Raw genomic sequence first — 22,521 nt, forward strand, 5'->3', positions numbered from 1 at the left:
TGTAGAGTAGTGGCGAACGTCATATTCTATTTTTCAGGGGGCGATCATGTTGGCTTTTTGCCGAGTGCTTGTCGCAGCTTTTTTGGTTGCCGTCACGTTGGCACCGGTTACCCTTAGGGCACAAAGTGCGAAGAATATAGCTGAAGACGTCTCAACCAACATTGGCACCGTGACATCCTACGGCGATGGAAAGATAGGTGCATCAATCATCGTTTTCGAAGAGTTTCATGCAGATATTGGGGGAGATATCGAGCAGACGATCGCTCTTCTGCGGTTGAAGAAGAAATACCGTCTCAACGATATAGGTCTCGAAGGTTATCACGAAAAATCGAAATCGATTTCGGTGGACTGGTTCGCAAATCTCAAGGACCAGACCGCTGACGGAAGATTCGAGACAGCGCTTTCGCTACTTAATTTGGGAGAGATAAGCAGCCCTGAATTTATGGCGCTTGCTTTTGGCACAAAAATCCACCGGATCGAGCAATCAAAGGATTACACGAACGCGCCACCGGAAAGCTTTGGAAAAGTAGTGACGTTGGCTTACAACGCGGCTTTGAGGCGCTACCAAAATTCATTGGACGCAAAGTCTGTAGGAGAACAGCTCCGGTATTTGCGACTTCAAAATGATATGTCGGCAGGTAAAACTGAAGCTCAGGCGCAACTAGTCGAATTTCTAGAGCAAAATGAAGATTGGCTTAAGAAAATACTTGGACTGATCAGCCAGCCTCAGACAGAATCCGCATTGATAGATAGGATAGAAAGTGAAGCTAAATCCCAATCTGTTGCGATTGATCAAGACACGCTGAAAGCCCTGCAAGATAATCGGTCGTTCTTTAAAGCACGTGATGATGCAAGTGTCACGATGTTCACAAGTATCGCCGCGCTTGCCGACCGGCCCGGATTTCCGATTATTGCGATGGTGATCGGAGGAGCACATACTGCCAAGATTGCTTCATTGCTCCGACAACAAGATCGGCCGTTCGCAGTTATTTCGACGAAATCTTATACGAAGAAGCCTACCGACCGAGATCACGAAGTTCGGTATCGGCGCAAGTTTGATCTGTTGCCGGCGAACAATGACGTCGTGTCGGACCAAATATTTAGAGCATTCCCTGTAAGGATAAAGCCTCAACCCGTAGTCTCTTACGATTGGTTTCAAGCAGAATCAGAATTGCATCATGCGTTGAGGCTCGCAGCCGAAGCGTATTTGGGCAACCAGCAAAATGGCCCGCCAGTATCACCTCCGCCGCACCCATTCGTCTACAAGGGAAGGAAGGTCGAATTGTCGGGAGATGTAGAATTCGACGATAAGGGAAAGGCTGTTCTGATAAAGGTCATCTTTGTGACCGAGAACAAGCAGTCGCCGGAAGTTGTTTGGGCCAAGCTATCACGCGTTGAAGGCGAAAAGAAAGCTGATCAGGAGCAGAGGCTGTTCGAAGCGCTCGCCGCCGTCACTGCGAATCCCAGGCCGGACCAAGCCCCGAAGACCCCAGTACAACTGATCCAGCTGAATACCGTATTCAAAGCTGAAGTGGCAAGCAACAAAACCCTACTTACTATGTAGCACTGAGAGCGTCTGGGTCGGCGAAGAACTTCAACCTCTGAACGCCGCCAATGCATACAGCGTCGTTATAGTTAGGATGGCTGAGGGCCGCCGACCCAAGCACTTGCAGATTTTCGTCTTCCCGACCGCGAGCCAGTTTAGCTGGAGTTGTTCCGATGAGCGATAATGATTTCATCATTTTAGACATAGCAGGGGACTTTGGGCCTCTTCGAGTAGGGCGGAGCCCTGAAAATCACCCTGGAGGCGGCCCCTTCGAAACGCTGTCGACTAAGGAAATCCTAGTCGCAAGGCCGCGCGGGATACCAGTTTTCGACTATATCTCGATCGACACGACCAACGATAGGAGGGCGGCTCAGGATGCGAGTCGCGACCCCAGAAAGATAGTCGCCCGCAGCATGCCCGTGACCCTCATCGAGCCCGTGGGGGACGAGGGGTTTGTTGCCAGCGATAGTGATCCGGTGACAGCCTCCAAAGCTGCAGGTGCCTCATGGGGCGTTGCCGATGTTTTAGGGGCCTCGCCAAGAGAAATCGATGGTGCTGGTGTAAAGGTTGCCATTCTCGATACCGGGATCGATGCAAATCACCCAGCCTTCGTTCGCATACAACACAACATTCTCAGCACACGACAAAATTTCTCAGATGGGCATGACGACGATATCAACGGCCACGGAACCCACTGCGCCGGCACAATCTTCGGGAACGATGTTGATGGGGTCCGAATGGGAGTTGCTCGAGGCATTTCCGACGTTCTCATTGGCAAAGTAATCGGAGACGACGGCTTTGGTTCTACAAAAGCGGTCTTGGATGCGCTCAAGTGGGCTCATTCAAATGGCGCCAACGTCATTTCGATGTCGCTCGGCTTTGATTTTCCAAAGATGCAGAAGAATCTCATGGCAAAGGGCCATCCGCCAGAGCTCGCGACGTCGATCGCGTTAAAGGCTTACAGAGACAATCTTCGCCAGTTCGAAACGCTTGCCAGCCTCCTAATGCAAGAGAGCGAGGATTCTCCTGGCACGGTCCTCGTCGCTGCTGCAGGAAACGAAAGCCGCCGAAAACAAAGCCCCGACTTCGTCATCGACGTGACCATTCCTGCCGCGGCAGCGCGCGGCATAATCTCCGTTGGCGCAACACAAACTAGTGAGAACGGCCGTCTGCAGGTAGCCCCATTTTCAAATATCAATCCGCAGGTGAGTGCACCTGGCGTAGCAATTGTCTCAGCCGCCATCGCCGGCGGTCTGCGGGCCGACAGCGGAACCAGCATGGCATGCCCGCATGTGGCCGGCGTAGCTGCCCTATGGTGGGCTTGGATTAACGAGAGAAATCACGGACAGGTTCGCGCGACCGATGTGGCAGCGCAGCTGACCGCCACGGCTCGCGATCGTGTGTTTGAAGCGAATGTCACTTTCAGCGATCGTGGCGCTGGCGCCGTAATGGCCCCGCAGCGTTAGTCGAACAAAAGTTCTAAGCTATGCCCTTCGCGTACGTTGAGGCGCTAGCGGAAGGAAACGAATCTCTATCGGAAGCGCGCTACCGATGGACGTTAAACTCCGGATCAGGTCCATGCCGCCGACGAAACTCGCGCGCCTCGATGCGGTGTCTGGCGGCGCCGAACGACGCCGCCCACCGACCGGCACGCGAACACGGCAAGCGTCAATGCCGTCACGAGGTCGTCGTGCTGACCGGAGGGTGCTGCGTAAGCTGACGTGCCACTCGCGCGGACAGTCTGAGCGGCGATTTTCTCGGCATCGGCATGGCTCTCGATACCATGCGCCTCGGCCTTGGCCTTGGCGATCTCGGCCTCGTGCTGGTCGGTGTTGCGCTTGACGGCGAAGTTGTCGAGCGCGTCGGTTGCTTCGGTGTTGTGGCGGATCTTCCTCAATTCGCCGGGAGGGAGCCTGGCCGAAGGGCTTGAGCTCGGCGTGTTGCTCGCCAGGAGCGGCGACATCGACACGGTGGTCGGAGCCATGGACACCTGCTCCTCTTCCTGCCTCACAGTGTTCGCGGCAGGCAAGAACAAGGGCGTGTTCCCGATCTCGCGGATCGGGGTCCATTCCGCCTCCGCCATCAACATGAGAACGGGCCAGTCCGTCGAACACTCGCGCACGACGCTGCTGATGATCCGCTTCTACAAGAGCGTCGGAGTGCCGGCCTCGGTTCTCGGCTGGCGGCAAGCGCAGCAGCTGTATTGCGCACCGCCGTTGGGGCAAAGACGAATTGGCGCTGCAACTCACTTCCAAGTTGCTTGATCGCCCCATCGGCTCGTACTGGCATTGTCCTCCCGAGTACGCCAATGTCTGTGAGGCGATCTAGGACGCGGTGAGCCCGCACACGGGCCAGCGTCATATCGACGAAGCTCTCCCGGTCGAAATTTGACTGAGCGAGTGGTTGAGCGGATCGAGGTATCCAGATCGCGCCGACGATGGGCACTTATGCCGCCGCCCCCATCCCACATTGCGAATGTCCGGCTTCCGGCAAAGAGCCGGAGCCCGCTTCTGGCGCGACCCAGCCCCTTCGGTCGGCCTGGAGGAACGTCAGAACCACCCTCCTGCGACCTTCGGAATGTCTGCAAACGGGCAAGGCCACCGCGCCCTTCCACGATCCGGAAGAACGGTCGCGGGCGGGGTGCCGGGCAATAGATTTCTATGCACTGACATGGATAGGCCCTATCGCCGCCCGCATCCGCACGGCATGTAGGGGTACGCCGTTCAACAATCAGGAAATCACGTCCCTCACGCGAGGCCGGGCACAGATAGCTCTGGTTGTGCAATGCGTCGCAACGCCTGGGCACAACGATGTAGCCATCGCAACAGGTCTCAACGGGTCGCCGCTGCGATGTCTGCCTGCGCCTTTGGATGCATTGATGAGCGGGGCGGCAAAGATATTGTCCGCCAGCCGCCGCCTCAGCTTCGCCAGTGCATCGTCTCGACGCAGGTCAATAAGGCCGGCCAGGGCGATGACGCCCCGATGACGATCGCGCCATCCATCGTGCAATACCTTTGAGCGGGGACGGCGGCGAAATGTCGCCCGCCGCTTACCCATTGCTTACCCGCTCCGATGAGCAAGCAGGAGGGCATTCGTTAAGCTGTTGATTTTGTTGGCGCGCCAGACACGTTTCGAACGTGTGACCTTTGCCTTCGGAGGGAAGACGGAAGCTGCAGGTCTCGATCGCCTTGAAGCTTGAGGACAGTCATCCCGCAGGTGGGCCTGAGAGACGTGGCCGGATCGGGCGACTGCCAGTGCGTTCCGCGTATCCCGTTATCGCTCGGGCGATCATTCCGAGTAGCATCTGCGAGGCTCAGATCTTGTCAGGAACCGTCATAAACTATCACGTTGCGTCACAGTGACGAGTCAGCCCTCCGTCCGATCTAACTGCGAACCAATACAAAAATGGCCCGATCACCATTGGTGACCGGGCCTGCTTCGAGCGGCTTTCAGGAAATCACCGCGGCCGCTTGAGCGCCGCTGACCGGATCTGGAACGCCAATTCAGCGACGATAACGACGATCGCCGACTGCCAGGGCTTGAGAAGTCGGGTGACGGCGGCACTTGGCGTCCGGCCCTGCCGCATAGCGAATTGCAGGCAATGCCAGATCGCAAATTCTCTAAGTCGCTTCCGTCTCGCGGCCAGCCGCTTCAAACGACGCGTCGATCGACTTGGGCGGCGCCCGAAAGGGCAGGATCTTGCCGAGTTCCTGTCCCGAGCGGTCATACCATGCAGCAACGGCTGTCACGCAGGCAGCCATTGTGAACTCGTCCTTTCCGAGCAGTTCGCCCAAAACCTCTGGATCCTGGTCAATGATCTGCCGCACGCTCAGACCCGTGGGCTTAAGCGTTGCGAGAGACACATCGGCGATCTTGCTCAGCGTGAGGGCACGCGACGTTGACGCCGCTTCCGACGCCATCAGGCTGCGCCACGGGGCACTATCTCTCGCGAACTCGAAGCGTCCCACATACTCGTTCTGAACCAGTATCCGCTTGAAAGAGGGGGCGATCTTGTCCGTGACCTCGAGAAGCCGTTGTGCCTCGGCAATCCGCTCGGGGACATTGGTAGTCATCACCAGTGTGAGAGCGTTGATGCCCTTCTTCTGCAGGATGGCGTCGAGATTTGCGCGAAGCAGGATCTCCTGGCGCTGCTGGCCGAATCCGCCAGGCCAGTCCCAGAGGACGACACCGCCCTCCAAGGCGATTCGGTTCAGCTCCTGCAACCCCGGCTTAACAATCCCGACAATGCCGCCCGGGGTGGTTTCGACCTGAGCCAAATCTTCGGTCGCGATGCTGACATCGCCGTCACGCAGAGCACCTGCCAGCCGGCGCGACTCGACGCGAACCATGACGTTCGCCACGCCAATATCGTCGAGATAATCCCGCACGCGCTGCACGATCGTCGACTTGCCCATATGCGTCGCTTCTGAGACCGCCTCGATCAGCATGGGCGGAATAGCCGTCTCGGTCCTGGTTTTCGAATTGCTGCTTTTAGTCATGCTGTTCTCCAAGCTGGTTGAGCAGCCTTGCTACCCGTAGGTTTGCGTTTGCATGGCTGCGTGAAATCACGCCCGACGGCTCCTGCCGTGCGCTACGTGCCTCCACCGGCTCCGGAGGGTCCGGGCCGGCCACTTGAAGGCCGGAAGGATCGGCCGCGGGCACGGGACGAGCCCTGGCGAGCGGCTCCGAATCGATGCGAGCGTGGGCAGGACGCTCATGGGACCGTGCGGCATTGGCGCCGAGTGCGCGCCGGGCCCGGCTGATGGCCGCGGCAACGGCATTCTCGCTGACCTTGCTTCCGTCAGCGCGCTGGATCCCGGCCTCGGCCATCAACGCGACGAGGTCCTGATGACGTAGACCGCCATCAATGAGGGCCTCGAAGGTCCTGTGGTGTCGGGCGACCAGCGCGTTGATGGAACGTGTGCGGCCGAGCAGGCCAAACGCATCTGATTCGACGCGCTCCCAAGCTTGGCGCAGATCAGGCGGGAGCCGGCCGGACAGGCTGGTTGGGACAGGAGCGCTCATCGGGCCGCTCCTGCGAGCGCGCGGGGCGCGTTCGGGCGGGCACTCAGTAGCTCAACTTCGTTTGCACGCAGTTCGAACGCAGACGCCTGAAACCCAATAAAACCAGGGTTTCCAGCTGAAAGGCCGTGATCGCTAAGTGCTTGATTGTATTCAGTTGAAGCGCTGGGGCACGCCCTTGACATCGTAGGGGTCACAGGTTCGATCCCTGTCGCGCCCACCATTTCGCAAAACCCGGATATCGCTTTGAAGAGCGGTATCCGGGTTTTTGCGTTTGGTGCCTGATGTACAGCAGGGGCGCTCCGCCCGATTTTTGAGGGCGGACGGCGCGAATCACCTCCGCCCGCGCTTTGAACAGGTCTCTGCCGGGCTCAGGCGGGGACCTGCGGCCCCGCCGTTCCCAGGGCCGGTCCACGGGCGACTTGCCGTTGCAAACCCGACTAGCGGGCCGCTGCGAGCATGCGATCGACGAAGCCGTCGAGCGCGGATTTGTCGATCCAGCGCAGCACCGCGACGAGATCCTGCGCGGGATCGAGCCAGATCGCGTTGACGCCGGCGCCGAGCGCGAAGGCCGCCGTGGCGGGAACATTCGGACGGGCCGCAGCGCCCCGGTTGAGCCACCAGAGATAGCCGTAACTCTCGAGCGTGGGTGAGGGCGACAACATGTCGTCGATCCAGGCCGGCGATAGCAGCTCACGGCCAGCCCAGGCGCCACCGCGCCCTACGAGCAGGCCCAGCCGGGCGTGGTCGCGCGCGCTGATGAAGAGACCGCCGCCCCAATGGCCGCCGCCGGGCACGGACTGCACGCTCCGGCCGTCGATCTCGACCCAGGAATTGCGGTAGCCCTGCCACTCCCAGCCTTGCGAGGCCCCGATCGGGTCCATGATGCGCTCGCGCAGGACCTCGGGCAGCGGCTTGCGGAAGCGCTGCAGCAGGCAATAGGCCAGCAGGTTGACCCGTACGTCATTGTACTCGTAGTGGCTGCCACATGGCTTGAGCGCGCGCCGTTCGCCCTTGCGGCTGTTGTCGGCGCCCGGTCCGATCTGCCGGTTATGATCGACCTGGTCCGACTTGCCGAAGATTTCCCCCTGCCATTCGCTCGATTGCTGCAGGAGCTGGCGCCAGGTGATGGTGGCATTCTGCGCGCCCTCGAACCAGGGACCGTCGACGGTCTTGCCTACAGGCTCGTCGACATCGCGAATCAGTCCGTCGGCGACGGCAAGCCCAGCCAGCACGGCGATATAGCTCTTCGCGATGGAGAAGGTCATGTCGGCGCGGGCCGTATCGCCCCACTCGGCAACCACGCGGCCGCCCCGGAGGATCAGACCGGCAGGGCCGCCGCGCTCCCTGACCGGGCCGACGATCTCGCTCCAGGGGCCCGACTCGTTCCATTCGACGAGGCCGACATAGCGCCCGTCGGGATAATAGAAGCTGCGCGGCCAGGTGCTCTCCTGTGCCTTGGCGAAGTCGACGGCAGTCTGCAGCCTCGCGGCATCGAAGCCGGCTTCGGCCGGTGGAATGGTTTCCCAATCGCCATTGGCCGGCGGTACATAGGCATCATTGCTCTGAGACACGTGGCTGATCCTCGGTGGCATTTCGCGGGCCGATCATTGCGAAACGCTACCATACCCGACCGGTCTGAGCCGTCATGTCGAGTGCGATCCCGGCCTGCGCCGCATACCGGGCGCGCAGAGCGTCTCGCCGGCCCGTTGCAGGTTGTCGGCGCGGGTCGGTGGATGATCCCGGCTATGCGGTGCTGTCGTTCAGCGCCATTTGCCAGAAATCCGCCTCGAGCCGGGAAGCTTTGGCAAAAAGGGTCGTGAGCTCGGCAAAGCGCCGTTCCGTCATCGCCCGCGCGGCGAGATCGTCGAGATGACGCCGGGCCGCCGTCGCGATCTCCTGATAGACATCGCCGGCATATTCCCCGATCCAGTCGCGATAGGGATGGTCCCCGAGCGCTTCCGGGCCGGCGGGAGCGAGGTTTCGCCCGATCTCGGCATAGCCGATCACGCAAGGGGCGAGTGCGACATGCAGATCAAGCAGGTCGCCCGAGACGCCGCAGTCCAGCACGAACCGGGTATAGGCAATCGTCGCGGCATGCTCCGGTGCTGCTTCGATCTCCGTGGGGAGCAGCCCCCAACGGCCACAGAGCCGGATATGCAGGTCCATCTCGACGTCGAGGATGGCTGCCAGGCCGGCCTTGGCCGCCCGCATGTCGGAAAGCGTGCGGCTCTTGTAGATTGCGAGCGCATAGGCGCGGGCGAACTGGATCAGGAAGAGATAGTCCTGCACCAGATAGGTGCGGAAGGCGGCCTGCGGCAGCGAGCCGGCCGCCATCTGCCGGACAAAGGCATGGTCGACATAGCTCGTCCAGTCGGCCTTTGCTGCGGACTTCAGTCGATCGAAAATGTCCATCTCGGGCGTTGTCTCCACAGGCAGCGTCAGCTGGATCCGCGAAACGCGGCATCAGGCTGCCGGAACCGATAGGCTTTGGCGGGGCACGGTGCAAATTCCGGCTCTACCCGCGAAATCGAACAGTTTCAGGATGATTCCAGGGATGGACGCGCGCAGCTTGGATCGCGCTTGGGGCGCGGCTTTCAGTCCGCGATCGATGTGAAGGCCGGACTGTCCGGTTGACGTGAAATTCACTTCGCTCTAGAGACCGGCCCGCACTGGACGACCTGTGCCATCGGTAACGCTGGGGACGGCCCCATTGTCTCGGGAGAGATAATGGAACCGACATGCCCCAGGCATGGCCGCAGGCCGCTGATTGATCAGCTGGCCGGGCCTTCTTCCCAGAAGCTGCCTTCTTCCAAAGAACTGACGAACCACTCCGCCCGCTGGCAGGTCCACGCGCGGCGTCCGGATTCGTCTCTGGCCCCGCCCCCGATCGAAGCGCTGGCCTGGATGGCCGGGCGCCCGGTGACGCGTCGCGGGGCCATTTCCGTTTCAACCCACATGACGCACGAGGTTCGCCGTGGCCGGCCCCATTGAGCAATTCGAGATCAAGACGCTGTTCAGCCTTGGGGAGATCGCCGGGCAGGAGATCGCCTTCACCAACTCATCCGCCTTCATGATCGCGATCGTGGCCATCGCCGGCAGCTTTCTGCTGCTCTCGACCCGCTCCCGTGCGCTTGTTCCCGGACGTGCCCAGGCGCTCAGTGAAATTCTCTATGATTTTGTGCGGAACACGCTCAGGAGCATCGCAGGCGAGCATGGCATGCGCTTCTTCCCGCTGGTCTTCTCGCTCTTCATCTTCATCCTGCTGGCCAATCTGATCGGGATGCTGCCGTTCGCGTTCACGGTGACGAGCCATATCTCCGTGACCTTCGCGCTTGCGATGCTCGTGTTCTGCACGGTGACGATCTATGGCCTCGTGAAGCATGGCTTTGGCTTCCTGCGGCTGTTCCTGCCGTCGGGCGTTCCCATCGTCCTGGCGCCGATCATCGTCCTGATCGAGGTCGTCTCCTATATCTCGCGACCGATCAGCCATTCGATCCGGCTGTTTGCGGTGATGCTGGCTGGCCATATCGCGCTCAAGGTCTTTGCCGGCTTCGTCGTCGGCATGACCGGTCTCGGTGCGGTTGGCATTCTTGGCGCGGTCCTGCCGCTGATCATGACGGTCGCCCTCACCGGACTGGAGGTACTGATGGCAATCCTGCAGGCCTACATCTTCACCATGCTCACCTGCATGTATCTCAACGATGCCCTTCACCCGAGCCATTGAGGCAGAACAAGACGGAGTATCAGCAATGGCCTGGATCTATCTGCTCCTTGCAGGCGTCTTCGAAGTCGTGTGGGCGTCGACCATGAAACAGTCCGAGGGCTTCACGAAGCTCGGTCCGAGCGTGATCACGATCGTGACCATGATCATCAGCTTTGGTCTGCTGGCGGTGGCGATGAAGTCGCTGCCGCTGGGCACGGCCTATGCGATCTGGACGGGAATTGGTGCGGTCGGAGCTTTCCTCGTTGGCATCTTCGTCATGGGAGAGGCCGTCACCTTCTTCCGGATCGCCAGCGTCAGTCTCATTGTCGCCGGGCTGATCGGGCTCAAGCTTTCGACGGCCTGATGACGCGCACCTGCGATCACCGCAGATGAACGGCCACCCGATGGGGTGGCCGTTTTGCTTCAGGCGCATGTGTCGATGCGGATCGTTCGGCTCAGTTCGTCGCGAAGCAGTAGAACAGGCCGGCTCCTCCCGTGCCGCGCAGCGCTTCCTGGCTGCAGCCTCCCCGCGAAGCGTGCGAGGTGTTCCACGATTTCGCCGGCGGGGATTCGTCCAGGCCGGTGCGGTCGTGGTGGCCGAGCATGACGGCGCCCTCCGCACCGCTCTTGGTGTAGTTGCCACAGGTCCGGTCCTCGCCGGGGCCGAAGGCGGTGCCGTCGACCTGCGAACCCGTGAGCATGTCGTGCTGGTTGGGCGTGTCGCCGCGACCATTGACCGGCTCGCCCTTCTCGTTGAGCGCGGTCTGCTTGGTCAAGCCGGCGGCGGCGCCATGCAGGTCAGCGACGCTCGTGGCGATCACAGCTCCCTTGGCGTTGCGCCAGGGCCCTGCGCCGATGCGGTCCCGCGCGTTGACGGCTGCGGTTCCAGCAGCGGCTTGCGTGGAGAGATAGGCCCGCCAGGTCTTGCTGCCTGCGCCCGCCGCCTGGGCCAGACGCTGGCAAATCGCGTCGGCGCCTGCGAGGCCGCCGAGGTCGGCACCCTTTCCGGATCCGGCACTGGTGACAAAGAAGGTCATTTCGGACGTCTGGGCCTGGGCCGAGCCGGAGGCAAATGCCAATAGTCCAGCCGCAGCGACAAGTGTGAAACACCTCACGCGCTTCATGTGGTCCTCCCTTCGTTCTGGATCGGTCTGTGCTTCGGTGCCCCCGTTTCTCGGTCCGCCGGGTCTCAGAGTGACAAGTTAATCGGGTGACAACAAGGCTTTCGGAGCGACGGAAACTAACCGTGCCCCTACGTCGTCCCGAGATTGTCCTCGATGGCTCGGTTGAGTTTACGCAGCAAGGCGGCAAGTGCCTCGCGTTCTTCCGGCGAGAGATGGTTCAGGAAGGTCGCTTCGCTTGCCATGTCGGCGCGAAAGGCCGCCTCGACCTTCGCGCGTCCGCTCTCAGTCAACTCGACGGCAAGGCTCCTGCCGTCGGTGTCGGACGGTACACGCCTGATGAGACCCGCCCTTTCGAGCCGAGCGAGGCGGTGGCTGAGACTCCCCGAGGCGATCATCAGGCTGGTGTAGAGTTCGGTCGGCGTCAGGCGGAACGGCGCGCCCGCGCGGCGCAGGGTCGAGACGATATCGAATTCGCCGCGATCCAGCCCAAATCCGGCGAAGGTCGCCTCGATGCTTTGGCGCACGAGGTTCGAGAGCCGGTAGGCCCGACCCAGCACGGCCATGGCACCAGTATCGAGATCAGGCAATTCGCGCTGCCACTGCGCGCGCAGCCGGTCGACATGATCGCGGGTCTCGTCAGCGTCGGCCAAAGCGCTCTCCATCAGTCAGAGTATCTTGACATGAAGATAGATTGATGAGCTAGTATCTTCATCTGAAGATAGTTTGGCGGCGCCGAATGCGGGGCATTCGATGCCGGCCTTCGTTCAAGCCGGAGACAGGCTCATGCCGCGCTTCATCTGCCGCCAATGCGGCGCCCGATTTCCCGAGACGGCCACCCCGCCCAAGGCTTGCCCGATCTGCTGCGACGAGCGCCAGTATGTGCGGTGGGACGGCCAGGAATGGCTGACGCCGGGCGAACTCGCGTCCGGTCATTCCGTCGTCTGCAGCGAAGACCACGGCGTGCTTGGCCTGCGCATCGCACCGGCCTTCGCGATCGATCAGCGGGCGCTGCTGGTCGAGGCGGAGGAGGGCAACCTGTTATGGGACTGCATCGGGCTTGTGACGCCCGAGGCGGTCGAGGCCATCCGCGCGCGCGGGCCGGTGACCGGCATCGCGATCTCGCACCCGCATTACTACACCGCGATGGCGGAATGGGCGGCCGCGCTCGGCGTGCCGGTCTATCTCCACGCTGATGATCGGCAATGGGTGACTGAGCCGGACCCTGCCATCCGCTTCTGGGACGGCGAGGCCCTGAAGCTTGGTCCGACCTTGACGCTCTTGCGCTGCGGCGGCCATTTCGCTGGGGCGACCGTGCTGCACCATGCAAAGGGGGAGGGCGCGCTCTATTGCGGCGATGTGCTGCAGGTCGCGCAGGACCGTCGCTATGTCAGCGTGCTCTATTCCTATCCCAACATGATTCCGGTCAATGCGGCGACGATCCGGCGGATCGCCGCGGTTCTCGAGCCCTTTTCCTTCGCAAGAATCTATGGCGCCTTCGAGGGAAGGGTCATCGCCGGCGATGGCAAAGCGGCGCTGGCACGCTCCTTCCGGCGTTATCTGGCCGCGATCGCCTGAGGGTATTCGATGGTTTTCGCGCGCTGGACCCTTGCGATCGCCGGAAAAATCCGTATACAGCCGGCATCGCATCAGCCGCGCCGTTCGAGTGGTCGATGAGGATCGCCCGCCGATCCGCGTCGCAGCTGTGAATTTTTGACCGATTCGCCGGAAAAGCGGATCGACGGAGTAGAGACGATGAAGATCCGCAATTCGCTCAAGTCGCTGCGCGCCCGTCATCGCGACAACCAGCTGGTTCGCCGCAAGGGCCGCGTCTACATCATCAACAAGGTCCAGAAGCGCTTCAAGGCGCGCCAGGGCTGAGTTGACGCGCGGCTTTCGCTGCCGCGGCGGTTTGATGCTGACACCAGATTTGAAGGTGGGCGCGCACGGCGCGCCCACTTTTTTGGCATGAGCCTCTCGCCACGTCGTGATTTGACGCGACCGCACGAGCCCCTAATCTTGCGGGCATGAGCATTCCTCGTCTGCCTTCCGCTGCTCTTGCGCTTGCCCTGGCGACGGCATTGCCGTTCGGGCTGGGCGCTGCCCTGGGGCAGGACAGCGCGCCAGCGCAGCCCGGCACCGTGCCGCATTCGGACACGACGGATAATCCGGCGGCACCCGCTCCCGGTGCCTCGCGCAGCCCGGCTGCGACGCTTGATCGGCTGTTCGAGCGGCTTGCTGCTGCCAAGAGCCCGGAGGAGGCCAAGGGCATCGCCAATCTGATCCAACGGCGCTGGGCGCGGTCAGGCTCGGATACGGCTGATCTCCTGATGGCGCGGGCGCAGGAGGCGATGCGCTCCAAGGAGATCGATCTCGCGATCGAATTGCTCGACCGCATCATCAGTCTCGAGCCGGACTGGGCTGAAGGCTGGAACCAGCGCGCCAACGCGCTCTTCATCGCAGGCGATTCGATCCGCTCGATGATCGACATTGGCGAGGCGCTGAAGCGCGAGCCGCGTCATTACGGCGCGATGATGGGGCTCGGCACCATCCTGCGGCAGCAGGGGGACGACAAGCGCGCGCTGATCGCCTATCGGCGGGCGCAGGAGATCTATCCGCAATTCGAGGCCATCAAGGACGCAGTCGATTCGCTGAAGACCGAAGTCGACGGCCGCGACGCGTAGGCCCTTGCGGTTCCCCAGTGAAACCAAAGCGAATGCGGCGACGTAAGCACACCATGCTCGCGCGCGCCTTGCTCATGCTCCCTGCCCTTCTTGTCGCCGGCCTGCTCGCCAGGACGGAGTGGCTTGGCGTCGAAGCCGAACGACAGCATCCGCCCAAGGGCAACTTCCTGACGCTTCCAGGAGGCAGGCTGCACTATGTCGAGCGCAAGCCGGTGGGCGAGATGCGCGGCACCGTCGTCCTCGTCCACGGAGCCTCGTCCGATCATGCCGACCTGCTCGCGACGCTCGGACCCGAGCTTGGCCATTACCGGGTGATCGCGCTCGACCGGCCGGGCCATGGTTGGAGCGACCGGATCGACGAGAACGGCATGGCTGATCCCGCTCAGCAGGCGACAGTCATCATGAAGGCACTCGACCAGATCCTGTCGGAGCCCTTCGTGCTGGTCGCTCATTCGCTGGCTGGAGCGCTTGCAACACGGATCGCGCTGGATCACCCCGAGCGATTGCGTGGCCTTGTCCTGCTCGGCGGCGTGACCCATCCCTGGCCGGGCGGGATCGCCTGGTATTATCACGCGGCCTCATGGCCCGTGATCGGCCCGGTCTTCACCCGACTGATCGGCGTGCCGGCGTCCGATGCCTTTCTGCGCTCCGGTGTCGAGAGCGTCTTTGCACCGCGGCCGGTCACGCCCGGCTATGTCGCAGCAGGCGAAATCCGGCTGCTGCTGCGTCCCTCGACCTTCGAGGCGAATGCCCGGGATGTCGCTGCGACCCACGCCTTCGTCAGCGCACAGGCTCCACGCTACCGCGACCTCAGGATTCCGGTGGTGGCGATCACCGGGGACAGCGACGCGATCGTGTCACCGGTGATCCATTCCGCCGCGATCGCACGCGAGGCGCCGCAGGGGCGCTTCGTGCTGCTGCCGGGCGTCGGGCATATGCCGCATCACGCGGCACCCGAGATCGTGGTCGAGGCGATCGACCAGTTGGCCGGACCGCGCTCGAGCCTCGCATTGGCTCGCTGAGGCGTCAGGCCTTGGCGACGTGTTCCTTCGCGATGAAGGCGATGCGCACCATGTTGGTCGCGCCGGGCGTGCCGAAGGGGACACCGGCAACCACGATGATGCGGTCTCCGACCGCGGCATAGCCTTCGCGGACCGCGAATTTGCAGGCGCGGAAGGCCATATCGTCGATGTCGCTGGCATCCTTGGTCACGACCGCGTGCACACCCCAAACCAGGGTGAGGCGCCGCGCCGTCCCGCGATTGGGCGTCAGCGCGATGACGGTCGAATTCGGCCGCTCGCGGGCGATGCGGAAAGCGGTCGACCCCGAAGAGGTCCAGGCGGTGATGGCCTTCAGGTTCAGCGTGTCGGCGATCTCGTGGGCCGCCTTGGCGATGGCATCGGCGCCGGTGGCCTCAGGCTCGGCACGTTGCGATTCGAGGATCGAGCGGTAGATCGATTCACTCTCCACCTCCTCGGCGATGCGGTTCATCATCGCCACCGCCTCGATCGGATACTGCCCGGCGGCGCTCTCGGCCGAGAGCATCACGGCGTCCGCGCCCTCGAAGACGGCGGTCGCGACGTCGGAGACCTCGGCGCGGGTCGGTACCGGGGCCGTGATCATGCTTTCCAGCATCTGGGTCGCGACGACGACGGGCTTGCCCATGCGCCGTGCCATGCGGGTGATGCGCTTCTGCGTGCCCGGCACCTTTTCCAGCGGCATCTCCACGCCGAGGTCGCCACGCGCGACCATGATCGCATCGGACGCCTCGATGATCTCTTCAAGCCGGAGCAAGGCTTGCGGCTTTTCGATCTTGGCGAGTGCCAGCGCCCGCCCGCGCACGATCTTGCGCAGGTCGGCCATATCCTCCGGGCGTTGGACGAAGGAGAGGGCGATCCAGTCGACGCCGGCTTCCGCCGCAGCCTCAGCATCGGAGCGATCCTTGTCAGTCATCGCCGAGACCGGGATCGTCGTGTCGGGCAGGCTGACGCCCTTGCGCGATGAAAGCCGGCCAGCGACCGTGACGCGGGTCACCGCCTGTTTCGGGCTCGCCTTCTCGACGACGAGACGGATCTTGCCGTCGTCGAGGATGAGGGTGTGGCCGGGCTCCAACGCACTCAGGATCTCGGGATGGGGCAGGTAGACGCGCTTCACGTCGCCGGGCGTGGGATCGGAATCGAGGACGAAGCGCGCGTCCCTTTCCAGCATCACGCCACCATCGCCACCAAACTGGCCGACGCGGAGCTTGGGGCCCTGCAGATCGGCGAGGATGCCGACCGGGCGATGGAATTTCGCCTCCAGGCCGCGAAGCATGGCGATGCGCTCCGGCAGCGTCTCGCGCTGGGTGTGGCTCATATTGATCCGGAAGACGTCGACGCCGGCTTCGAACAGCTTGGCGCACATCTCCTCACTGGCGGAAGCCGGACCCAGGGTAGCGATGATCTTGATCCGGCGTTCGCGCCTCATTCCTATGTCCTCATGGTCGCGGCGGCGTTGCGCCGGGGGTGGAATCGGTCAGCTGAATGGTCCAGCTCTTCTGCTCGCCGGTATCGACCTCGAAGAATCCGGACCGATCATAGCCACGGGCGAGGCAATCCTCGATGCCGCGGATCGTAAATTCCTTGCTGCGCGTGCACATGATGGATTTGCCGGTCCATTCGCCACCCTTGTCGTAGTCGATGGCGTGCACATAGTAGAACCTCGCAGCGAGCGTGCCGCGCAGCAGGGTTTCGCACCCGCGCGGCGCGATGTTCCACCAGCCTTCGGTGACCCAGCCCTGCGCATCACGATAGCCAATGGCGACGCCGACGCGGCTGCCAGTGGTGTTGCACATGCGTAGATCGGCAAGCGCGGGAACAGCGCTTCCGAGAAGGCCAGCCAGCAGCAGCGCGAGGCGCAAGAGAGATCGGTCGAATCGGCTCGTCATGATCGTCTAGGGGTCGATCAGGATGACGCGGCAATCATTCACATTGGTCAAGGTCGGTCCCGTCCGCAGCAGGTCGCCAATGGCCTCGAAGAAGCCGGTGGAATCGTTGTCGGTCAGCGATTGGGCAGGAACGAGGCCGCGCGCCGCCGCTCGCGCCAATGTCGTGGGGTCAATCACCGCGCCAGCAGGGTCGGTCGCCTCGCCGCCGCCGCCATCGGTGCCGTCGGTGTCGCCGGATAGTGCGTGGATGCCGGGCGCACCGCCAAGCGCAATGGCAAGCGCCAATGCATATTCCTGGTTCGGGCCGCCGCGGCCCTTGCCGCGCAGAGTCACGGTGAGTTCGCCGCCGGAGATGATCGCGGCACGCCGCCCCTGGGCCTTGAGGCGCAGCGCAAGCGCGGCATGATCAGCCGCAACGTCGCGGGCCTCGCCTTCGAGATCGGCCCCGAGATCGATGGGCTCGTAGCCCGCGTCCCGTGCGCTCGAGATCGCCGCCGCGATCGCATCCTGCGGCCGGGCGATGATCCGGAACTCGGTGTTGGCGAAGGCGGGGTCGCCAGGCTTCGGGGTTTCGCTGCCGTCGTCGGCGAGCAGCAGGCGCGCCGCTGGCGGCAGGTCGAGCCCATGGCGCGCGACGATGGCGCGCGCATCGGCCATGCTGCTCGGATCGGGGACGGTCGGGCCCGAGGCGATCACGGTCGGCTCGTCGCCGGGGACGTCCGAGATTGCGAGCGTCACGAGCCTGGCCGGGGCGGCGGCCAGTGCGAGGCGGCCGCCCTTGATGCGCGAGAGCCGCTTGCGGACGATGTTCATCTCGCCGATCGGCGCGCCGGAACGCAGCAGCGCCTTGTTGACCGCCTGTTTCTCGGCCAGCGTCAGGTCGCCGGCCGGTGCGACCCAGTTGGCCGAGCCGCCGCCTGAGAGCAGCACCAGCACCAGATCGTCCCCGGTTGCCGCACGGGCAAGTTCCAGCGCGCGCTCGGCGCTGCGAATGCTGCCTTCGTCCGGCACCGGGTGGCCGGCCGCGACCATCGGAACATGCCGCGTCGCGGTCTCGTAGCCATGGCGGGCGACGGCATGGCCGACAAGGCGTTCGGGCGACAGCCCCGAGTCGAGATAGTGCGCTTCGGCGAGCGCGGTCATGCTGCCGGCCGCCTTGCCGGCGGCGAGCAGGATCAGGCGGCCGTTCCTGGGTGGTTCGGGCAGGTGAGCGGGAAGGCAGCCGGACGGGCGGGCGCGGTCGACGGCGGCATCGAAAATCATCCTCGCAATGCGCAGGGCCTCAGCCGAATCGTTCCTCACCTGCTGCAAGTCCACCCCGCCTTCCACCCGCTGTCCCGTCGATTTGGTCGACTTTCGTTGTATGCTCTTCTATGTCGCTGGCTGGCGGACGTCATCAGGCATTTGCCGATCTAATCATACTTTTTGGAGCGCCGATGCGGTCCGATTTCCCGATGGCGGATCCCGCCAGGACGCTCGCCCCAGGTGAGGTCGAGATCATTCCCGGTGATCCCGCGACGGGCATGCTGCTGCTGTGCGATCACGCCTCGAACGCGATCCCGCTCGAGCTTGCGTCGCTCGGGTTGCCGCCCGAACAGCTCGAGCGCCATATCGCGTATGACATCGGTGCGGCCGAGACGGTGCGCGCCATGGCGCGTGCGACCGGCGCGCCGGCTGTTCTGACCAGTTTCTCGCGGTTGCTGATCGACCCCAATCGCGGGCTCGACGATCCCACCCTGGTCATGCGCCTGTCTGATGGTGCGATCGTGCCCGGCAACGCCCGCATCGACGAGGCCGGCATCGCAGCGCGGATCGCCCACTATTACGCCCCCTATGACGCGGCGATCAACCAGGCCGTCGAGATGGCAATCGCCGCCGGTCATCCGCCGGCGATTGTTTCGGTGCACTCCTTCACGCCCTACTGGAAGGCCGTGGCGCGTCCCTGGCATGTCGGGGTGCTGTGGGATCGGGCAGGGGAGCTGGCCCAGCCGCTGATCGCCGCCTTCCAGGCCGAGAGTGATCTCGTCGTCGGGGACAATGAGCCCTATCGTGGCGGCTTGCCGGGCGACACGATCGACCGACATGCCACCCGTCGTGGCCTGCCAGACGCGCTGATCGAGGTTCGGCAGGACCTGATCGCGACGCCGGAGGCTGCGCGGGAATGGGGGCTGCGCCTGGCCCGCATCGTGCCGCCCTGCGTTGCGGCGCTGAATGCTGCCGCGATCGCCTGATGCGACAGCAGGACTGTTGAGCACTTTGTGCCAAAGGGCGGTTCGCGCTTGACGCCGGCCCCCGATCCGGGCGAACCCCTGCGGCCAAATCTATAGAGAAGGGTTTTGGAATGGACGATCCGGTTCAGGGCGATCAGCTCAAGAGCATCGTGCAGCGCATCGAGCGCCTCGAGGAAGAAAAGAAGACGATCGCCGACGACATCAAGGAGGTCTATGCCGAGGCCAAGGGCAATGGCTATGACGTCAAGGTGCTGCGCAAGGTCGTTGCCCTGCGCAAGCGCGACCTGAACGAGCGCCAGGAAGAGGAAGCCATCCTCGAGCTCTATCTTCAGGCCGTCGGCGAGAGCGCCTGATCTCTGCCTGCGCGAGCCTCGATAATTTGCAGACCGACCTCGTCAGCTAACTGAATACTGTTTGACAGTTGCATTCACCCCGGCTCTCGAGCCGGGGTGAATCCTTTCTGATTAGTGCGTCTCAACTCTACGGGAGGCCGCACTCCACGCGTTGCGACGCTTAAATAGTGCTTTCCCCGCCGACCCGGCTTGGCGCGCTCAGAACTCTTCCCAACCGGCATCGCCGGCTCGGCTGTTGGCGACCTTGCGGGCGGGGGCCGGCCTGGCGGGCTCGGAAGGGGGAGCTTTGGCCTGAACGAAGGCCGCCTGGGCGAGCCCGCGCAGGCGAGCCGGTTCCGACCCGGAATTCGCGGCCATCGCGATCTTGTCGCCCGCACGCTTCGGCGGCGCGGTGAAGAGTTTGATTGTCGGCGTCTGAGGCTGCAGATGGGCCCGAGCGGCCGTCTCAGGCCCGGTCTTGAATGCCGCGACGAGATCATTGAGCTGCGCGATGCGCCCGGTCAGCGAAGCTGCCGAGGCAGCACTCTCTTCGGCTAGCGCCGCATTCTGCTGGGTCATTTCGTCGAGATGCGCCACCGCCTGGCTCATTTCGTCGATGCCGTTGGCCTGCTCTCCTGCCGCCGAGGAGATGTCGGCGATTGTGGCTGCTACTTTCTGTGACGCTCCCAAGATCCGGGTCAGCGCATCGCCCGCCTGGCGCACCAGCTTGACGCCATCTCCGACCTCCGTATTCGAAGAGGATATCAGGGCTGAGATGTCCTTTGCCGCCTCGCCGGAGCGCTGCGCGAGCGTGCGGACCTCGCTGGCGACGACAGCGAAGCCCTTGCCGGCATCGCCGGCGCGGGCGGCTTCCACCGCTGCGTTCAAGGCGAGGAGGTTGGTCTGAAAGGCGATGTCGTCGATGACCCTGATGATGTCGGAGATCTTTTGCGAAGCACTCTCGATGCGCGCCATGGCGTCGACCGCCCGGGTCGCGATCGCGCCGCCAGACTGTGCCGTCTCCATAGCCTCGTTGGCGATCGACGCTGCCTGGCGCGAGCCCTGAGCCGAAGCCTTCACCGAGGCAGCCAACTCCTCCGTCGTCGCGGCGGTTTCCTCCAGCGAGCTCGCCTGTTCCTCGGTCCGTTTGGAGAGATCATCGGCCCCCAGGTTGATCTCGCGCGCGGCCAACTCGACCTCGGCAGAGGTTGCCTGGATCGTGCGCACGGTCGTCGAGAGGCGGTCGACTGTCTCGTTGATCGCGCCCTTGAGTTCCGCGAACTTGCCACGGTAATCGGCGTCGACGCGCACAGTCAGATCGCCGCCGGCCACAGCAGACAGTGCCCGGGAGAATTCGCTGGTCGCGCTGTCAACCACCGCATTGATCTCGTTGATTCCGGCTACGAGCTTCTGCATCTGCGGGTCGGCGTCATGGATCTCCAGCCGGGCCGAGAAGTCGCCCGCCGCTGCCGCCGACACCACGTCGCCGACATCCGAAACCACAGCCTCCATCGATTGCGCCCGCGCCAGGCGCATTGTCGCTGCTTCGCGTTCCTGCTCTTCGAGCGCACGGACCTTGACGAGATTCTCGCGGTAGGCCTCAAGCGCATTGCTCAGAGCACCGACCTCGTCGGGGCAGGGCGCGGCGGGAACAGCCTTATCAACCTCACCATCCTGCATCCGGACAAGCGCTGCATTCATGCCCGTCAACGGGTTCGCAATGCGCTTCTGGATGCCGCGCCAACTCGCTGCGCAGAGGCCCAGCAGCGCGACCAGCAGACCACCAATCAGGGCGAGCCGGGTCAGGGCATGATTGGTCTGTGCCGCAGTCGTCGCCTGCATGTCGTCGAGCGATTGGGTTACCGCGTCGACAATGGCGGCGAACGGACCATTGCACATGGTTGTCCAGTCCTGGGCGCCGATGACGGCGCTGCTACCCTGGCCGAGCTTGCCGAGGAGCTGGTCCATCGTCTGGTTTGCGGTGGCGACTTCGCTGGTCGCGACCTCAACTTTGCGAGCGAGGTCGGGCGAAACACCGACACGCGTCGCGAGCTGCCTCAGTTGGGCCTGGGCGGCATTGCTTGCGCCGCGCAATTCACCAAGCTGCTTCCACTGAGCCGGTGTCAGCACCTGGCCGGAGCCAAGCGGTGCACGCAGCAAGGAGCATTGCGTGCCGTAACTTGAGCGCAGCCGCCAGGCGGTGGCCTTGAAACCCTGGAGTTCGGCGAGTGCCGGATCGGCCAGCCGAACGGCGAGCGACGCCGCATCGGAGGCGTTCGTCAGTGCGGCCTCGATGTTTCCGACGGCATTGTACCAAGGCATGGTCGCGGCCAGGCTACGCTGAGCCCGCGGCTTGGCCGCCTCCCCATTGAGATCGGGAATCCGCCCCTGCATGGCCTTTTCAGCCTGCAGGATGGCCTCGGCAAGAACCAGATGCTCGGGCAGATCGGCGGCGCCGAGCTTTGCCACGGCCGTTGCGATCTGGTTTCGCGATGTCTCCACGATCGCGCGGATCGTCGTGTCAGCATCGTCGTTTGCCTGCAGACTTGTCTGGGCCTTGCCACGATCGGAACGGATCGCATTGCCCGTGAGCAACAGGGCTCGGTCAGCCTCGACCAATCCGGAAAGCCGGTGGTTTGTGCGCACGTCGCGGACCGCATCATAGGCGAGGTAGCCGAGGGTACCGAGGCCTGGCAGGCAGACTGCTGCCATCGTCGCCAGCAGGTACCGTCGAATGGAGCTCGGAAACATCATGATGCGCATCCAGAACGAAGTTTAGTCGGCGACAATTGCGGCCACGGTTGACCATTTCCGGATCATTCGGCGAGTTCCGTTAAGATTACCTCTATTGCGCGGAGCCGAGTGTCTGCGTTTCTCGTCCGACTGATCTTGGACATCGGCGGCGCCAATTCTATTGACGCGGCGAGGGATGCCGAAGGTCGGGCGTCAGAGG

22 protein-coding genes are annotated in these 22,521 nt (G+C 63.2%); 11 read left to right on the forward strand and 11 right to left on the reverse strand.

Annotation, left to right across the window (positions count from 1 at the left end):
• Positions 1 to 46: 46 nt before the first annotated feature.
• Both BIWAKO_RS35335 and BIWAKO_RS34245 read left to right on the forward strand, forming a co-directional pair.
• Entirely contained in the window at positions 47 to 1,564 is a 1,518-nt protein-coding gene (locus tag BIWAKO_RS35335) for a hypothetical protein (RefSeq protein ID WP_141740076.1), read from the forward strand.
• A 155-nt stretch (positions 1,565 to 1,719) separates the two neighbouring features.
• Complete coding sequence (locus BIWAKO_RS34245) at positions 1,720 to 3,012, forward strand: S8 family peptidase (RefSeq protein WP_244523438.1); 1,293 nt, start codon at positions 1,720 to 1,722, stop codon at positions 3,010 to 3,012.
• A 104-nt stretch (positions 3,013 to 3,116) separates the two neighbouring features.
• Here the strand turns inward: BIWAKO_RS34245 and BIWAKO_RS13765 are convergent, their stop codons facing one another.
• The gene (locus BIWAKO_RS13765) at positions 3,117 to 3,530 is read right to left on the reverse strand and encodes a hypothetical protein (RefSeq protein WP_141740077.1); all 414 of its coding nucleotides are present in this window, start codon (positions 3,528 to 3,530) and stop codon (positions 3,117 to 3,119) included.
• On the opposite strand from BIWAKO_RS13765, the gene BIWAKO_RS35340 reads away from it, so the two are divergent.
• Positions 3,529 to 3,810 (forward strand): hypothetical protein, encoded by a 282-nt coding sequence (locus tag BIWAKO_RS35340; protein WP_141740078.1) that lies wholly within the window; start codon positions 3,529 to 3,531, stop codon positions 3,808 to 3,810. The genes BIWAKO_RS13765 and BIWAKO_RS35340 overlap by 2 nt on opposite strands.
• Positions 3,811 to 5,166: 1,356 nt before the next feature.
• Here BIWAKO_RS35340 and BIWAKO_RS13770 read toward each other — a convergent pair.
• The 4 genes from BIWAKO_RS13770 to tenA all read right to left on the reverse strand — a co-directional run bounded on the left by BIWAKO_RS13770 (position 5,167) and on the right by tenA (position 8,983).
• Positions 5,167 to 6,045 (reverse strand): hypothetical protein, encoded by an 879-nt coding sequence (locus BIWAKO_RS13770; RefSeq protein WP_141740079.1) that lies wholly within the window; start codon positions 6,043 to 6,045, stop codon positions 5,167 to 5,169.
• Complete coding sequence (locus tag BIWAKO_RS35345) at positions 6,038 to 6,571, reverse strand: hypothetical protein (protein ID WP_141740080.1); 534 nt, start codon at positions 6,569 to 6,571, stop codon at positions 6,038 to 6,040. Before BIWAKO_RS35345 ends, BIWAKO_RS13770 begins: the two co-directional genes overlap by 8 nt.
• Positions 6,572 to 7,008: 437 nt before the next feature.
• Positions 7,009 to 8,142 carry a serine hydrolase domain-containing protein gene (locus BIWAKO_RS13775; RefSeq protein WP_244523439.1) on the reverse strand — a complete coding sequence of 378 codons (1,134 nt, stop codon included), beginning with the start codon at positions 8,140 to 8,142 and terminating at the stop codon, positions 7,009 to 7,011.
• Positions 8,143 to 8,314: 172 nt separating this feature from the next.
• Positions 8,315 to 8,983, reverse strand: coding sequence for a thiaminase II (gene tenA / locus BIWAKO_RS13780; RefSeq protein WP_069879149.1), 669 nt, complete (start codon positions 8,981 to 8,983; stop codon positions 8,315 to 8,317).
• A gap of 562 nt (positions 8,984 to 9,545) precedes the next feature.
• On the opposite strand from tenA, the gene BIWAKO_RS13785 reads away from it, so the two are divergent.
• Positions 9,546 to 10,295, forward strand: coding sequence for a F0F1 ATP synthase subunit A (locus BIWAKO_RS13785; RefSeq protein WP_069879150.1), 750 nt, complete (start codon positions 9,546 to 9,548; stop codon positions 10,293 to 10,295).
• Between the two features lie 25 nt (positions 10,296 to 10,320).
• The gene (sugE, locus tag BIWAKO_RS13790) at positions 10,321 to 10,638 is read left to right on the forward strand and encodes a quaternary ammonium compound efflux SMR transporter SugE (RefSeq protein WP_069879151.1); all 318 of its coding nucleotides are present in this window, start codon (positions 10,321 to 10,323) and stop codon (positions 10,636 to 10,638) included.
• A 91-nt stretch (positions 10,639 to 10,729) separates the two neighbouring features.
• On the opposite strand, the gene BIWAKO_RS13795 is transcribed toward sugE, so the two are convergent.
• A complete protein-coding gene (locus BIWAKO_RS13795; RefSeq protein ID WP_069879152.1) occupies positions 10,730 to 11,398 on the reverse strand; it encodes a hypothetical protein in 669 nt (222 codons plus the stop codon).
• 128 nt (positions 11,399 to 11,526) lie between these two features.
• Complete coding sequence (locus BIWAKO_RS13800; protein ID WP_244523440.1) at positions 11,527 to 12,048, reverse strand: MarR family winged helix-turn-helix transcriptional regulator; 522 nt, start codon at positions 12,046 to 12,048, stop codon at positions 11,527 to 11,529.
• 133 nt (positions 12,049 to 12,181) lie between these two features.
• Here BIWAKO_RS13800 and BIWAKO_RS13805 point away from each other — a divergent pair, with 133 nt between their 5' ends.
• The 4 genes from BIWAKO_RS13805 to BIWAKO_RS13820 all read left to right on the forward strand — a co-directional run bounded on the left by BIWAKO_RS13805 (position 12,182) and on the right by BIWAKO_RS13820 (position 15,101).
• On the forward strand, positions 12,182 to 12,973 hold the full coding sequence (locus BIWAKO_RS13805; RefSeq protein WP_069882467.1) for an MBL fold metallo-hydrolase: 792 nt from the start codon (positions 12,182 to 12,184) through the stop codon (positions 12,971 to 12,973).
• A 177-nt stretch (positions 12,974 to 13,150) separates the two neighbouring features.
• Positions 13,151 to 13,276, forward strand: coding sequence for a type B 50S ribosomal protein L36 (gene ykgO / locus BIWAKO_RS13810; protein WP_038363015.1), 126 nt, complete (start codon positions 13,151 to 13,153; stop codon positions 13,274 to 13,276).
• 146 nt (positions 13,277 to 13,422) lie between these two features.
• Positions 13,423 to 14,079, forward strand: coding sequence for a tetratricopeptide repeat protein (locus BIWAKO_RS13815; protein WP_069879154.1), 657 nt, complete (start codon positions 13,423 to 13,425; stop codon positions 14,077 to 14,079).
• 32 nt (positions 14,080 to 14,111) lie between these two features.
• Positions 14,112 to 15,101 carry an alpha/beta fold hydrolase gene (locus tag BIWAKO_RS13820; RefSeq protein ID WP_084651369.1) on the forward strand — a complete coding sequence of 330 codons (990 nt, stop codon included), beginning with the start codon at positions 14,112 to 14,114 and terminating at the stop codon, positions 15,099 to 15,101.
• Positions 15,102 to 15,105: 4 nt separating this feature from the next.
• Here the strand turns inward: BIWAKO_RS13820 and pyk are convergent, their stop codons facing one another.
• Genes pyk through BIWAKO_RS13835 form a run of 3 tightly spaced genes read right to left on the reverse strand, consistent with a single transcriptional unit; the run spans position 15,106 to position 18,268 of the window.
• Positions 15,106 to 16,545, reverse strand: a complete 1,440-nt coding sequence (gene pyk / locus BIWAKO_RS13825) for a pyruvate kinase (protein ID WP_069879155.1) — start codon at positions 16,543 to 16,545, stop codon at positions 15,106 to 15,108.
• A gap of 10 nt (positions 16,546 to 16,555) precedes the next feature.
• Positions 16,556 to 17,005 (reverse strand): DUF1036 domain-containing protein, encoded by a 450-nt coding sequence (locus BIWAKO_RS13830; RefSeq protein WP_069879156.1) that lies wholly within the window; start codon positions 17,003 to 17,005, stop codon positions 16,556 to 16,558.
• 6 nt (positions 17,006 to 17,011) lie between these two features.
• The gene (locus tag BIWAKO_RS13835; protein ID WP_069879157.1) at positions 17,012 to 18,268 is read right to left on the reverse strand and encodes a glycerate kinase type-2 family protein; all 1,257 of its coding nucleotides are present in this window, start codon (positions 18,266 to 18,268) and stop codon (positions 17,012 to 17,014) included.
• A 173-nt stretch (positions 18,269 to 18,441) separates the two neighbouring features.
• Here BIWAKO_RS13835 and BIWAKO_RS13840 point away from each other — a divergent pair, with 173 nt between their 5' ends.
• Entirely contained in the window at positions 18,442 to 19,236 is a 795-nt protein-coding gene (locus BIWAKO_RS13840) for an N-formylglutamate amidohydrolase (RefSeq protein WP_244523441.1), read from the forward strand.
• A 110-nt stretch (positions 19,237 to 19,346) separates the two neighbouring features.
• Entirely contained in the window at positions 19,347 to 19,589 is a 243-nt protein-coding gene (locus tag BIWAKO_RS13845) for a DUF2312 domain-containing protein (RefSeq protein WP_043233170.1), read from the forward strand.
• A gap of 198 nt (positions 19,590 to 19,787) precedes the next feature.
• Here the strand turns inward: BIWAKO_RS13845 and BIWAKO_RS13850 are convergent, their stop codons facing one another.
• On the reverse strand, positions 19,788 to 22,322 hold the full coding sequence (locus BIWAKO_RS13850; RefSeq protein WP_176733316.1) for a methyl-accepting chemotaxis protein: 2,535 nt from the start codon (positions 22,320 to 22,322) through the stop codon (positions 19,788 to 19,790).
• Positions 22,323 to 22,521: the final 199 nt, after the last annotated feature.

Origin of the sequence: Bosea sp. BIWAKO-01 (genome assembly GCF_001748145.1) — a bacterium.
Lineage (GTDB): Bacteria > Pseudomonadota > Alphaproteobacteria > Rhizobiales > Beijerinckiaceae > Allobosea.

Bases quoted from the DNA above. Each gene is read 5' to 3' on its own strand.
- BIWAKO_RS13805 (WP_069882467.1), top strand. From the start codon at position 12,182: ATGCCGCGCTTCATCTGCCGCCAATGCGGCGCCCGATTTCCCGAGACG.
- BIWAKO_RS13770 (WP_141740079.1), bottom strand. From the start codon at position 6,045: ATGACTAAAAGCAGCAATTCGAAAACCAGGACCGAGACGGCTATTCCG.
- BIWAKO_RS13820 (WP_084651369.1), top strand. From the start codon at position 14,112: ATGCGGCGACGTAAGCACACCATGCTCGCGCGCGCCTTGCTCATGCTC.
- tenA (WP_069879149.1), bottom strand. From the start codon at position 8,983: ATGGACATTTTCGATCGACTGAAGTCCGCAGCAAAGGCCGACTGGACG.
- BIWAKO_RS35345 (WP_141740080.1), bottom strand. From the start codon at position 6,571: ATGAGCGCTCCTGTCCCAACCAGCCTGTCCGGCCGGCTCCCGCCTGAT.
- BIWAKO_RS34245 (WP_244523438.1), top strand. From the start codon at position 1,720: ATGAGCGATAATGATTTCATCATTTTAGACATAGCAGGGGACTTTGGG.
- BIWAKO_RS13795 (WP_069879152.1), bottom strand. From the start codon at position 11,398: ATGAAGCGCGTGAGGTGTTTCACACTTGTCGCTGCGGCTGGACTATTG.
- BIWAKO_RS35335 (WP_141740076.1), top strand. From the start codon at position 47: ATGTTGGCTTTTTGCCGAGTGCTTGTCGCAGCTTTTTTGGTTGCCGTC.
- BIWAKO_RS13840 (WP_244523441.1), top strand. From the start codon at position 18,442: ATGCGGTCCGATTTCCCGATGGCGGATCCCGCCAGGACGCTCGCCCCA.
- BIWAKO_RS13815 (WP_069879154.1), top strand. From the start codon at position 13,423: ATGAGCATTCCTCGTCTGCCTTCCGCTGCTCTTGCGCTTGCCCTGGCG.
- BIWAKO_RS13850 (WP_176733316.1), bottom strand. From the start codon at position 22,322: ATGATGTTTCCGAGCTCCATTCGACGGTACCTGCTGGCGACGATGGCA.
- sugE (WP_069879151.1), top strand. From the start codon at position 10,321: ATGGCCTGGATCTATCTGCTCCTTGCAGGCGTCTTCGAAGTCGTGTGG.
- BIWAKO_RS35340 (WP_141740078.1), top strand. From the start codon at position 3,529: ATGGACACCTGCTCCTCTTCCTGCCTCACAGTGTTCGCGGCAGGCAAG.
- pyk (WP_069879155.1), bottom strand. From the start codon at position 16,545: ATGAGGCGCGAACGCCGGATCAAGATCATCGCTACCCTGGGTCCGGCT.
- BIWAKO_RS13830 (WP_069879156.1), bottom strand. From the start codon at position 17,005: ATGACGAGCCGATTCGACCGATCTCTCTTGCGCCTCGCGCTGCTGCTG.
- BIWAKO_RS13835 (WP_069879157.1), bottom strand. From the start codon at position 18,268: ATGATTTTCGATGCCGCCGTCGACCGCGCCCGCCCGTCCGGCTGCCTT.
- BIWAKO_RS13845 (WP_043233170.1), top strand. From the start codon at position 19,347: ATGGACGATCCGGTTCAGGGCGATCAGCTCAAGAGCATCGTGCAGCGC.
- ykgO (WP_038363015.1), top strand. From the start codon at position 13,151: ATGAAGATCCGCAATTCGCTCAAGTCGCTGCGCGCCCGTCATCGCGAC.
- BIWAKO_RS13765 (WP_141740077.1), bottom strand. From the start codon at position 3,530: ATGGCTCCGACCACCGTGTCGATGTCGCCGCTCCTGGCGAGCAACACG.